The 12144-nt window shown below is 66.7% G+C and carries 13 protein-coding genes; 5 read left to right on the forward strand and 8 right to left on the reverse strand.

Annotated features, from left to right (window positions below; genetic code table 11):
• Positions 1-133 precede the first annotated feature (133 nt).
• Positions 134-748, forward strand: a complete 615-nt coding sequence (locus A3CU_RS0104960; protein WP_027941336.1) for a hypothetical protein — start codon at positions 134-136, stop codon at positions 746-748.
• An 18-nt stretch (positions 749-766) separates the two neighbouring features.
• On the opposite strand, the gene A3CU_RS0104965 is transcribed toward A3CU_RS0104960, so the two are convergent.
• Positions 767-1360 (reverse strand): NADPH-dependent FMN reductase, encoded by a 594-nt coding sequence (locus tag A3CU_RS0104965; RefSeq protein ID WP_027941337.1) that lies wholly within the window; start codon positions 1358-1360, stop codon positions 767-769.
• A gap of 112 nt (positions 1361-1472) precedes the next feature.
• Here A3CU_RS0104965 and A3CU_RS0104970 point away from each other — a divergent pair, with 112 nt between their 5' ends.
• The gene (locus A3CU_RS0104970; RefSeq protein ID WP_027941338.1) at positions 1473-2312 is read left to right on the forward strand and encodes a helix-turn-helix domain-containing protein; all 840 of its coding nucleotides are present in this window, start codon (positions 1473-1475) and stop codon (positions 2310-2312) included.
• Positions 2313-2385: 73 nt separating this feature from the next.
• Here the strand turns inward: A3CU_RS0104970 and A3CU_RS0104975 are convergent, their stop codons facing one another.
• Complete coding sequence (locus A3CU_RS0104975) at positions 2386-2826, reverse strand: MarR family winged helix-turn-helix transcriptional regulator (protein WP_043840646.1); 441 nt, start codon at positions 2824-2826, stop codon at positions 2386-2388.
• 80 nt (positions 2827-2906) lie between these two features.
• On the opposite strand from A3CU_RS0104975, the gene A3CU_RS0104980 reads away from it, so the two are divergent.
• Entirely contained in the window at positions 2907-4067 is a 1161-nt protein-coding gene (locus tag A3CU_RS0104980; protein ID WP_027941340.1) for an MFS transporter, read from the forward strand.
• Positions 4068-4073: 6 nt separating this feature from the next.
• Here the strand turns inward: A3CU_RS0104980 and A3CU_RS0104985 are convergent, their stop codons facing one another.
• The 3 genes from A3CU_RS0104985 to A3CU_RS0104995 form a co-directional block, all read right to left on the reverse strand.
• Positions 4074-4499: an IMP dehydrogenase gene (locus tag A3CU_RS0104985; RefSeq protein WP_027941341.1), complete on the reverse strand. Its 426-nt coding sequence runs from the start codon at positions 4497-4499 to the stop codon at positions 4074-4076.
• A gap of 292 nt (positions 4500-4791) precedes the next feature.
• Positions 4792-5508, reverse strand: coding sequence for a class I SAM-dependent methyltransferase (locus A3CU_RS0104990; protein ID WP_027941342.1), 717 nt, complete (start codon positions 5506-5508; stop codon positions 4792-4794).
• 387 nt (positions 5509-5895) lie between these two features.
• Positions 5896-6081, reverse strand: a complete 186-nt coding sequence (locus tag A3CU_RS0104995) for a DUF1737 domain-containing protein (protein ID WP_027941343.1) — start codon at positions 6079-6081, stop codon at positions 5896-5898.
• Positions 6082-6199: 118 nt separating this feature from the next.
• Here A3CU_RS0104995 and A3CU_RS0105000 point away from each other — a divergent pair, with 118 nt between their 5' ends.
• Positions 6200-6745, forward strand: a complete 546-nt coding sequence (locus tag A3CU_RS0105000) for a riboflavin biosynthesis intermediates N-glycosidase (protein WP_245616879.1) — start codon at positions 6200-6202, stop codon at positions 6743-6745.
• A gap of 122 nt (positions 6746-6867) precedes the next feature.
• Here the strand turns inward: A3CU_RS0105000 and A3CU_RS0105005 are convergent, their stop codons facing one another.
• Complete coding sequence (locus A3CU_RS0105005) at positions 6868-8094, reverse strand: glycosyltransferase (protein ID WP_027941345.1); 1227 nt, start codon at positions 8092-8094, stop codon at positions 6868-6870.
• Positions 8095-8581: 487 nt separating this feature from the next.
• On the opposite strand from A3CU_RS0105005, the gene A3CU_RS0105010 reads away from it, so the two are divergent.
• A complete protein-coding gene (locus A3CU_RS0105010) occupies positions 8582-9853 on the forward strand; it encodes an HNH endonuclease signature motif containing protein (RefSeq protein WP_027941346.1) in 1272 nt (423 codons plus the stop codon).
• 129 nt (positions 9854-9982) lie between these two features.
• Here A3CU_RS0105010 and A3CU_RS0105015 read toward each other — a convergent pair whose 3' ends face one another.
• Positions 9983-10897 (reverse strand): NADP-dependent oxidoreductase, encoded by a 915-nt coding sequence (locus tag A3CU_RS0105015; RefSeq protein WP_027941347.1) that lies wholly within the window; start codon positions 10895-10897, stop codon positions 9983-9985.
• Between the two features lie 516 nt (positions 10898-11413).
• Complete coding sequence (locus A3CU_RS0105025) at positions 11414-12058, reverse strand: dihydrofolate reductase family protein (RefSeq protein ID WP_027941349.1); 645 nt, start codon at positions 12056-12058, stop codon at positions 11414-11416.
• Positions 12059-12144 lie beyond the last annotated feature (86 nt).

Consider the following 12144-nt stretch of genomic DNA (forward strand, 5'->3'; position numbering starts at 1 on the left):
CACTAGCGCCAGACTTTCCATGTCGTCAACACAAGAGTTTCCATGCTGGAAAGTACTCGGTCGGGGCTGGTCGTGGCGGGCAGGCCGGGTACCGCCCGCCACGTCCCACCTTCGACCCGGGGAAACTTGCGCCATGCCTTCCTCCGGCCAGGCCACGCTTGTCATTCGGCTTCCAGACCGGGTCAAGCGGCGTGCGAAACTACTCGCGCTGCCGGTCGCGGCGGCCATCGTCGTCCCGGCGACGATCGCGCGGCAGCTTTCCGGCTTCTGTACGGGCGCGGTGATCGCAACGATTGTCCTGGTGCCCGTGTTCTTCTACGTTTACCGGGCGCGAATCATCGTCACCCCTACCGAAATCGGCAAAGCGGGCCTGCTGGGCCGAGTCCGGACGCGGTCTCGCGCCGAGCTGGACTCCGTCGTCCGGGCAACGCTTCCGCCACCACCCCGTGGTGATGGGCGGCCGGTCCACAATGTTTTTCTCCTCGACCGCTCCGGCCAGCGCGTCATGCGATTCACCAGCTCGCCCTACGCGCCAGGTGATCTGGACCGCGTCGTCGACGAACTAGGGTTGCCCGTCAGCACGTTGCCGGGCATCGTGACCGCCAAGCAGCTGCGCGAGCGCTATCCGAAAATCCTGCCGTGGGCCGAACGAAGACCCTTCGTCGCCGGTTTGACCTTGATCGCCGCCACGTTCGTCATCATCGCTGTCGTCGTCACGGCGGCCGGCGGTGGTCACCATGGTCCATAACGGACACTCTGGATCCGGTCAGGACGGGTACGGGGCCGCGTTGCGCGCCGCATGCAGGGCTGCGGCCCACCAGGCGAGCTGGTCCAGCAGCGCCTTGGCGTAGCCGGGTGTCTCGGGGTCCAGCGGCTGACCGTTTTCCCAGGCGGTGAAGTAGTTCGGGAACACGAGACCATCGCGGATGGTCACCGCGTGCAGTTCGGTGAAAACATTCTCCAGGTGCAAAACGGCATGGCGGCCACCGGCTGCGCCGCCGTAACTGACGAAGGCGACCGGCTTGGCCGTCCACTGGGTGAAATGCCAGTCGACGGCGGCCTTCAGGGATGCAGGATAGCTGTGGTTGTACTCCGGCGTGACCAGGATGAAAGCGTCCGCATCCGCCAGACGGGAAGTCAGGGACGCCATGCCCTCCGGGCGCGGGTAGGAGTCGCCGGCGAAACGCGGTGATTCCACCGGGAGCGACAACGGGATCTCGACGTCGGCGAGGTCGACGACATCGATGTCGAATGCGCCGTGTTCACGCGCTTGCTCGGCGACCCATGAAGCGATGACGGGTCCGAACCGGCCTTCTCGGACGCTCCCGATGACGATGACCAACTTGTGCTTCTCACTCATGCGCTCCACGGTCCATCACCGGTGGTGCTCACAACCAGGCCGAGCGCAGGCTGGCCCCCTTGGGGCCACCTTGCGGCGTTCACGGGTGCCGTCATCGCCCTAGACTTTCGGCATGGGCACGCCGTTGGGCGATTTCATCCGTGCGAAGCGCGACAGCATTCAGCCAGAGTCGTTCGGGCTGCCCGATCGCCGCCGCCGCCGGTCCCCCGGGCTCCGGCGATCCGACCTGGCGCAACGTGCTGGGGTCAGCGTCGAATACCTCACCCGCATCGAGCAAGGACGAGACCGCAACCCGTCGTTGGCCGTGGTGAATGCGCTTGCGGACGCGTTGAGCCTCGATGCGGCCGAGCGCGCTCACCTGCGCCTCCTCGCCAAGATCACCAGCGGAGCCTGCGTCATCGAGCGGCCGCCATCGCCACCCAACCGCCAGGTCCGGCCGACCGTGCATGACACCCTCCAACTTCTCGAGCCCGGGGTCGCGTTCCTCACCAACCGTCTCGGAGACCTGCTCGCGTACACGAGTGGGTTCGAGTTGGTGATGCGAGGGATCGGCCTGCTCGAGACCGAGCGGCCGAACCTGACGCGCTACGTGTTCACCGAGCCATACGCAAAGACGTTCTTCGCCGACTGGGACCAGGTGGCCGACGAACAGGCCTTCGACCTGTGGCGCGGGCCGTCCGTGGCGCAATTCCAGCAGCTCGTGGCCGAACTCGCCCACGTCGCCGGAACGGAGCTCACCCGGAGACTCGACCACCACCTACCGCCACCTCAGGTCCCGCTTCGGCTCAACCACCCCATCGCGCACGAGCTTCGGTGGCAACGAGAACGGCTGGAGCTGCCGGTAACCGACGCGCAGGAACTGGTCGTTCTCCTACCCGCCGACGAGGCGACGGCGCTGGCCATGGATCGGCTGCGGCGCCAACCCCACCACACCCTGCGCGCGGTCCCTTGACACGGAAACCGTCCGGTCCACGTTCGTGGCGGATGATCACGACGCAAGCTCCGGAAGGTCCAAACCGGACACTCTAGGCCGCGCCGCCTGGGAGGAGTGTTCGCAGCAGGTCACGTAGGTTTTCTTGCTGGGCCGGGGTGAGCGGGGTCAGCGGGGATCGCGTGCCGAGGTGGTGCAGTGCTTCGCCGCGGCGGCGTTGGCCGGCCGGGGTGAGCACGATCTGTTTGGCGCGGCGGTCGGTGGGGTGTGGTCGGCGTTGGATCAGGCCTTGTTCTTCGAGCCGGTCCAGGATGAACGTGGCGTTGGAGGCTTCGCAGGACATCCGGGTGGCGAGCTCCCGTGCGGTGATCGGTTCGGACAGTTCGCGCAGCGCGATGACCTGACTGGGGGTCAGGCCCAGCTGCTCGGCCACTCGGCGCACCTGCACGTCGAGCGTGTGTGCGAGGTGGTGGACCAGCTTGCACACGTCTCGGTCGATCTCGCTGCCCGTTGGTATCGCTGAGTCCTGCGCCATATGCCGAGTCTAGCGAACATACTTCGAACTGTGATAGTTCTAGTTCACATCATCCGAGTTCGAACTATCACGGAGGAGTCGTGCCGCTTCCCCTTTTCTCCCTGATGCTGGTCGTCTTCAGCCTCACCACCGGCGAGTTCGTGATCGCGGGCATCCTGCCCGATACCGCCACCGGCCTGTCGGTATCGGTGCCGGCAGCCGGTCTACTGGTCACCGCCTACGCGATCGGCATGATCATCGGCGGCCCCCTGGTCACCCTCGCCACCGCACGGGTGGCCCGCAAGCCGCTCATCGCGGGCCTGATCGGCGTGTCCGTGCTCGGCAACCTGGGGTCAGCCCTCGCCCCCAGCTACCCCCTCGCCCTGGTCGCGCGGTTCGTCGCCGGCCTGGTCGTGGCCACGTTCTTCGCCGTGGCACTCGCCGCCGCCATTGCGATGGCGCCGGCCGGCCGGCACGCCTCCACCGTGGCAAAGGTGACTATGGGCCTGAACCTGGGCATCGTCCTGGGCACCCCGATCGGCACCCTGATCGGTCACCACCTCGGCTGGCGAGCCACCTTCGGCGCGGTCGCCGCCCTCAGCATCATCGCCCTGCTGCTGGTGCTGCGGTTCGTCCCCGCCCAACCCACACCGGCGGCCGCATCGATACGCGGCGAACTGCGCGCACTCGCCGACCGCGACGTCTGGTTGGCGATCACCCTCACCGCGCTCGGGAACCTGGGCATCGTAACGGTCTTCACCTACATCACCCCGCTGCTCACCCAAGTCAGCGGATTCAGCAGCGAAACGATCCCGGCCCTGCTGCTCTTCTACGGTGCCGGCGCCATCGCGGGCAACCTCCTCGGCGGGCGGCTGGCCGACAAGGCCCTGCTGCCTTCACTGGTCGGCCTGCTCATCACACTCGCCGCGGCTCTCGGCCTGGCCTGGCTGGCCAGCCCGGTCAAACCCCTGATGGCCGCACTGACCCTGGTCCTCGGCGTCCTCGCCTTCGCGATCATCCCGGGCATGCAAACCCGCGTCATCACCGCCGCGAGCGCGGCGCCCACCCTGGCCGTCGCCGTCAACGCCGCCGGCTTCCAACTCGCCGCCGCGGTCGCCGGCTGGCTCGGCGGCCAGGTCATCACCAGCGGACTGGGACCACGCTGGATCTACCCCCTCGCCGCACTCCTCACCATCGCCGGCCTCGGCATCGCCCTGCACACGCTGCGGGGTGACCGCCGAACAGCCGAGACGCGCTCTTGAGGAACCTCAGTCCAGGGTGGGGGTATCGCGGACCGCGACGGTGGCGTGGCTTTCCTGGAAGCTCTGCTCGGAAACGAGTACCAGGCGTGCGGTGGACTGGAATTCGGGTAGCGTCGTCGCGCCGCAGGAGACCATCGTGGCCTTGATCTTGGCGATGGTCACCGCGAGGCCTTCGTGGAGGTCTCCGGCGTAGGGGACGTAGCCGTCGACACCCTCCTCGAAGATCAGCTGGCTGCCGCCCTGGCCATAGCGTTGCCAGTTCCGGGCGCGGTTGGAGCCTTCACCCCAGTATTCCTTGACGAAACCGTCCCGGGTCGGGAGTTTCGCGCCGGGCGCCTGGTCGAATCGAGCGAAATAGCGGCCCATCATGACGAAGTCGGCGCCCATGGCAAGCGCCAGTGCCATGTGGTAGTCGTGCACCAGCCGGTGCACAGTCCCTGCGTGTCCGGTTGGGAAGCAACAGAAACTCGTTGAATGTCCGGGACACGCCTTCGACTATTTGCACCATCGATCCACCCTAGCCGACCACGTCTTGCGGGCCATGACGTTGCCGAGAGGGCGACCGTCAGGCAGAGCACTGCGATCCGATATCGAGATATCGTGGTGTATGGGGAGTGTCTGGCGAGATAGGTGGCGCATGGCCGCGACGGCGGGCGATCCAGCCTCCTCAGATATCAGACCGATAGCGGTTTCTGTGTTGCCCCAGTGGCCGGAGTCACCATGCTCATCCATTGTGGACTGTTCCGACCGGGGTGATGGGCGGTTTGGTCGCGACATAGCGGATTCCGGTGGCCTGGATCTGGCCGGAGTCGACTGCCACGTGTTCGTCGGTTTCGCCGGCGGGGTGCAGGTCGGGGAAGAAGTACGGCGCACGGGTGAGCAGCCACGGGTGGAACCGGGCCTGGAGCGCTTGGATGATGGTGCGACCCTTGTGCAGACGCTCTCCTCGAGCCCAGGCATCGAGGTAGGTGTGCCAGGGCAGGCCCGAGGCAAGCCACCGCTCCCGGTGGGTGTGCAACCAGCCGGGCTGGCCGGTGTCGGGCAGCCGGTCGAAGCACCATCGGGCCGTTGCCTCGTCAAAGTCCTCGTGCGCCCACTCGACAACGATCAGCACGCCGCCCGGAGCCAGGGCCGCCGCACAACGGTCGAGGATGTGGTCGAGGTCGCCGACGTGGTGCAGTGAGGCGCAGGCGACGATCGCGTCGACCGGGCCCGTGGGTTCGTGGTGTTCGAACTCCGTTTGGTGGTAGCCGGGCCCGGCCGGCGCAGCCGGGTCGACGCCGATGGCGTGGTAGCCACGCTCGCGCATGGCCGGGACGAAGCCGCCTGTCGGGCCGCAGCCGATCTCCAGCACGCGGGATGGCTCCGGCGGCAGGTTGGCGCGGACGAAGGGCCAGATGGCATTGAGCCATCGCTGTTTCGCGGTTGTTGGGTCTGCCATTAGGTCATCTCGATCCAGGGGGTCATCGGTCGCACAGAGCAGGCGCGCCGAAAGCGGCACGAAGACCGCCGCCAGGACGGCGCAGGCGGCGGTCGCCAGGTGGGTGACCGACCGTGTCGGCCGTGAACCGCGTCGTCTGGATGAGGGTCATCTCCATACCCCGTCTCTAGAGTTAACTTTTAGAGTACAACTCTAGTGTTACGGTACGGGCATGCGACTGGTCAAGAGGCACCGGCAAAAAAGGCGCACAGCTCTGCGACCAGCCCGTGCCGCGACGCGGCCACCAGGTATGACAAGCTCGCCGTTCGCTACCTGTCGCAGCGACCATGGAATGGCTACGACCTTGAGATATGGACTAGACCAGTTCCGGTCGGGAGAAGCCGACGATCAGCCGGTTGCCGGCCAGAGCAGGGCTTGGGCCACGATGACCTGCGCACCGTTGAAGATCAGGGCTGGACTTCCATGTGGACGGTAGCCCAACTCGATCGCTTCGCTGACACGTCGGCAAAACGTTTCGTCGTCTGGTCCGGTCAGTACGCGGTAGATCGGGAGGCCATCCGGCGGTGTGCTCACCCCAAAACTCTACTCGAGTCTGCTTGTTCGCCGGCCGGTGTCGCTCGCCTTCGGATCACAATTCGTTCGCTCGACCGCCACCCGCGCTGCGAGACTGTGGTTCATGTCCTCAAGCCACATGGCTGACCTGATCGAAGAGATGCGTCAAGGCCGTCGAGTGAAGTTTCTCTACTTCTGGGGACATCAGCCAGAACGCGACGGCAGTATCGGGCGTGGATGCCTTAGTCAGTGGTGGCCTGCCCCGTTCACCGTCGACGGCCGGACCTTCACGACAGCGGAGCATTACATGATGTGGCGCAAGGCGATGCTGTTCGATGATCCAGGCAGCGCCGAGCAGATCTTGCGGGCCCCTCATCCTCACCGAGCCAAGCAATTGGGGCGAGGCGTGCAAGGCTTCGACCAGGATCGGTGGGAAGCCCGCCGGTACGAAATCGTGGTGACGGGCTCGGTCGCCAAGTTCGGTCAGCACCCCGAACTGCGCCGTTTCCTCCTCGGAACCGGCGAACGGGTGCTGGTGGAGGCCAGTCCGCGCGATTCCGTCTGGGGCATCGGACTGACCCAGGACGACTCACGCGCCAACGACCCCGAGCAGTGGCCGGGCCTGAACTTGCTGGGCTTCGCTTTGGCTGAAGCCCGAAAAGTCCTGTCCAGCTCAGGCAACTGACGAACGTTACCGGCCTGGGCCGTGACGCCGGGACACGTCGATGCAGTGTCGACGTGTCCCGGCACCAGGTCTGGTTGGCTGCGTCGAGGCTGCCGTTCGATCCGTCCGTGTGGTGCACGCGATTACGAACGGAATTCCTGGCTCGCTGCGTCGAGGAGCAGTTTCGCGGCCACGGTCGCCCCATCGGCTCGGATCGTGCCGGCCACGGCCCTGGCTCGAGCTTGGGTCTCGGGGGTCAGGGCCGTGGTGAGCGCGGCGGACAGGGACTCGACGGTCGGCGCCGAGCCCTCGTGTGCCACGCCGATGCCCAGTTCGGCCACTCGGGCGGCCCAGTACGGCTGGTCCGCGATCTGGGGTACCACCACCTGGGGCGCGCCGGCCCGGGCTGCCGTCGTGGTGGTGCCCGCGCCGCCGTGGTGCACGACGGCGGCCACCCTGCGGAACAGGGCCTGCTGGTTGACCTCGCCGACCACGAAACAGTCGTCGGCGTCGTCGATCGGGGCCAGGCCGGCCCAACCGCGGGCGAGGAGCACGCGGCGGCCCTGCGCGCGGCTCGCCTCGATGGCCACCCGGGCGATGTCCTTCGGGGCGTACGCGGCCATGCTGCCGAAGCCCACGTACACCGGTGGCGTGCCGGTGTCCAGGAACGCCTCCAGTTCGTCCGGGAGCGGGCGGTCGTCGGGCAGGATCCACGCTCCGGTCTGCACGACGTCGAGGTCCGTCCTGCCTTGCGACGGACACAGCGTCGGATCCGCGGCCAGCCACGGCTGGCCGGTGAGGACATGGTCGCGGACGTTGTCCACCGGGGGCAGGCCGATCGCGGCCCGATGGCTGTTGAGCGCTTCGCCGTACAAGGCGTTGACCCGCTGGGCGTCCTGCTCCCACAGCACCCGGTTGTCGGTCTCCTCCTGCGGGGACGGTGTGCCCGGCCGTCTTCCCGGAGGGAAGTGCCGCGACGGCAGCCCGAGGAGGTGGAAGCACGCGAGCACGTAACGGATGCGCAGTTTCTCCGCCACGTCCCGCGCGCCGGCCGGCATCAGGCCGGTTGCCAGCAGCGCGTGACATCCCTCGGCCGCCGCGGTGAGCGTGTCGAACCGCGCGGCGACCAGCGCGGGAGCGAGTTGGAACGCGTCTTGTGCCGTCGGTGGCTTCGGGTTGGCGACGACCGAGTGCACCGTCGGGCCGAGCGGCACCAGCGGCACGCCGACACGCTCCAGCAGCGTCGCGAACTCCTTGTCCGGAGGCGCGCACACCCGCGCCTCGGCGCCGAGTTCCCGCAATGCCACCGCCAGGGCCGCCAGCGGTTCGACGTCCCCGCGCGATCCCCACGTCGTCAACAACACACGCACTTCGCAACTCCCCATTTCCACCGATTCTGGCTTTCGGCCGGCAATTCTGGGGTACGACCCGGGCCTTGCCGCAAGCCCCCCAGTGCGCTATATATTGAAAGTGGAGGGAGTAGTTCTTCTCGCCGCCTTCGCGTCGCCAGGCCACTGCTCGTGGTCTTCGGCAAGCTCTTCCCATTCAAGGCTGCTTACCGCGGCGCCCCACGAAATCGGCCACCGGCCTTTCCGAATCGTCCTGGAACCACATCTTGCGTCAATACTTCCCCAAGGGGGCGGACCTGTCCGGCTACACTCAACAAGAACTCGACAGGGTCGCTGACAAGTTGAACAATCGTCCACGGCAGACACTTGACTGGCTCAAACCGACCGAGGTCTTCAACAACCTCTTGCCAGACTTGCCAACCCAACCTGGTGCACTCACCACTTCAACCTGCCCTCGATCACTCGAACGTGTATCGAACGTATGGCTGAAAATTGATAGTATGGTGGCATGCCCGAGCAGACTCCCGCTTCCCGGTTGTGGCAGGTTCCCGATGGGGACCTGACCGCGATCGGGGTGGCACGTGAGGAAAGGCTGCGGATCGCCTATGCGGAGATGCTCGAGTTCGTGGGCGAGAGCGAGCAGCGTGGGCTGGGGAAGTCCTTGGGATTCAAGGACACCTCCGCGTTCCTGACCGATACCTTGCGGATTTCTGCGCGGGAAGCCAAACAACGCATCGACCATGCCAGGGCAACCATGCCCTCCTCATCGCTGACCGGCGTGCCGCAACCCCCACCACAGGCCGCCACCGGCAAAGCACTCACCGCCGGGGACATCAACGCAGAACACGTCCACGCGATCACCACGACCTTTCAGGCGTGCCCAGCGGAGATCCCCGTCGAGCAGCGCGAAGCAGACGAGCGCATCCTGGTGGAGCTGGCTCGACAGGCCGGACCGGAGGCGGTGCGCAAAGCCGGTCGTCGCCTGCGCGCGATCTGGGAGCAGGAGACCGCGCCACCGGAAGACAAGGACCGCGGGCAAGCCCACCCACTGCGGCGGTTGGACATCACGCGCCGCAAAGACGGTAGCATCCGCTTCAGCGGTGAACTGGACGCCGAAACCGCCGAGGAACTCGACGGGCTACTCGGGCCACTGGCGAAACCACACAGGAACCCTGAGACCGGCGAACACGATACCCGCAGCCCAGCCGAACGCGCCGGAGACGCACTCGCCGAGATCATCGCCCTGGCCGCCCGCTGCGACGAACTCGGTACCCAGGGCGGTGAGCGCGCGGTGATGATCGTGTCGGTCACTCTCGCGGAGCTGGAGAACCGTGCCCGGCACGCCTTCCTCGACATCCCCGGGATATCGAGCGTCGACGGCCTTCGCCGCCTGGCGTGTGAGTCCAAGGTGGTGCCCGCGATCTTCGGCAACAACGCCGCACCCCTGTATGTGGGCGATGCTTCCCGGTTCGCCACCCCGGCCCAACGCCGCTATCTGGCCGCCCGAGACGGCGGATGCGCGTTTCCCGGCTGCACTCGCGGTCCTAAATGGACGACGCCGCACCATGTCGTGCCCTGGTCTGTGGACAAGCGCACCGACGCCGATAATCTCGTGCTCCTGTGCGGCCGGCATCACCGGGTGATCCACCACACGCAGTGGGAGGTAAGGATGAACGGGCATCTGCCCGAGTTCATCCCCCCACCCTGGACTGACCACGAGCGAAAACCCATGCGCAACCTCGCGCACACCACCCCGCCCAGATACCAACAAGCCGCATAACCACACAGGAACTCAGCACCCGAGAGGCAACACCGCCGCCCGGGCGCTGACCCGGCCATGCACCCGCCTCGCACCGGGCAGGATCACGCCGACTTCGAGTACTTCCGTCAACTTCTTCTGCCGCGAGGGTCAGCCGATGGTGAGGACGACTTTGCCACGACCGTGTCCGGTCTCCACCTCACGGTGCGCATCGGACGCGCGCTCCAGCGGCAATGTGCGACGAACGTGGAAGCGAAGTTTCCCTTGTGCGTAAAGGTCGGCGAGTTCAGCGAGCCGAGTTGCCGAGCGCAGGTTGGGCGCGACGCGGCGGATACCGAGTTCCTGCGCCCTGCCGTGCTCGACCAGCGTGAGAATTCGATCCCGGTCGGCAACCAGAGCCAGCGACACGGCGAGCGCGTCAGCACCGGCTCCATCCAGGGCGGCGTCCACGCCGTCCGGCGCGACCGCTCGCACACGGTCCAGCAGGCCATCACCGTAGGCGACGGGTACCGTGCCGAGCGAGCGGAGGTAGTCGTGGTTCACCTCGCGGGCCGTGCCGATAACGGTCGCGCCCCACTCCACCGCCAGCTGAACCGCGACCGTACCGACCGCACCGGCCGCCCCGTGGACGACCACGGTGTCGTCCTTACCGACGCGCAACTCCTGTAGCGCGATGTGCGCGGTCTGGGCCCCGGCACTGAACCCGCCGGCGACCTCCCACGGCATGTCGGCCGGTTTGGCGGTCACGTGCTCGGCAGGTGCCACCACGTATTCGGCGTAACCGCCCAGCAACCCGAACCCAAGTACCTCCGCACCGACCGCGACGCCGGTAACACCCTCGCCGACCTGGTCGACCACGCCGGCGAACTCGTTGCCGGGGATCTTGGGCGACCCGGCCGGGGCCCCTGGGGGCGTCCAGCCCGCTCGCACCGCACAGTCGAAGGGCTGTACTCCCGCGGCCTTGACCCGGACCCGGATCTGCCCGGCGCCGACCCGTGGTCGGTCGACTTCCATCAGACGCAACACTTCTGGACCGCCAGGCTCCGCGAAGGCGGCTGCTCTCATCTCGTCAACCCTTTCGTCTTCGACCTCAACGAGGATCGAGTCTTCAACCTCAACTTTGGTTGAGATCAAGCGAAGAACAGTGAGACGCCGGCAACCCTCGCTCATGCGATGGATGCGGGTAGCCTCCTCACGTGTGGGACGACATTTTCGGCAACCTGCTGGGTTGGCTGATCGACTCCCCTGCTGCCGATCGCGATTCCAACTTCCGGCGCGAGCGTGTTTCGCGCAAACGTCGCGCGGCTTTCAAATCAGGCGGTGAGATAACGCTTCGATGCGCGCTGCGGTGGCCGAGTGGCGGATTCCAGCGATGGCACACGGGCAAGCTGCGGCGGAGCTGCTGGGAGCGGTTCAGACTGTCTCGTATGGACGTTGTGCTGGTCTACACGCTACGAGGTAGCCGGCTTGAGCTCGCCATCCGGCATCGGGACCTGGCCGACCTCGCCCGGCTGTTCGAGATACCCCCGAACCACCCGTGATCGAAGACGACGAGGCCGACCGCGTGCCCGGACCGGGTACCTACCGCCGCCAGAAGAAGTGGTGCACGACACCGCTCGGGCTTGGTACGCGTTCCAGGTGGTAGCGGTCGGTCAGCTCGTCCGGGCTCTCCCAGAGCCGGAGACCGTCGCCGAGTTCAACCGGGGCGACGGCGACGTGCATCTCGTCGATCAGGTCCGCGTCGAGGAACTCGCGAATGGTCGTTACGCCGCCGCCGATGCGCACGTCCCGGCCGTCCGCGGCGGCCTTCGCCTGCTTCAGCGCTTCGTGCGGCGTTGTGTCGAGGAAGTGGAACGTCGTGTCACTCAGCGTGAGTGACGGTCGAACGTGGTGCGTGAGCACGAAGACCGGTGTGTGGAACGGGGGTTCGCCGCCCCACCAGCCCTGCCACTCGTAGTTCGGCCAGGGGCCACGGAACGGACCGAACTTGTTGCGCCCCATGATCTCGGCACCGATTTTTCGCGTCATATCGCGTGTGATGTAGTCGTCGAGCCCCCGCGTCCCGCCAGGTTCCGTGCGGTTGACCCAGCTGGCCGTGGCACCTGCCCAGGCCCACAGCTCGCGAGGGTCCGCAAGGCCGAATGGGTGCTCGAGGCTCTGCTCCTCGCCTGCTCCGATCCCGTCCTGGGAGACGTTGAAGCAGTGGACCCGGACCCGCTGTGTCATTGGCTTCCTCCTCGACCGTTGGAACTCGCCGATCGCGACCGCGGCGATCGCATCACGAGGTAGTCGTCACCGATGAGTCCCGCACG

It is taken from the genome of Amycolatopsis taiwanensis DSM 45107, from assembly GCF_000519205.1.
GTDB lineage: Bacteria > Actinomycetota > Actinomycetes > Mycobacteriales > Pseudonocardiaceae > Amycolatopsis_E > Amycolatopsis_E taiwanensis.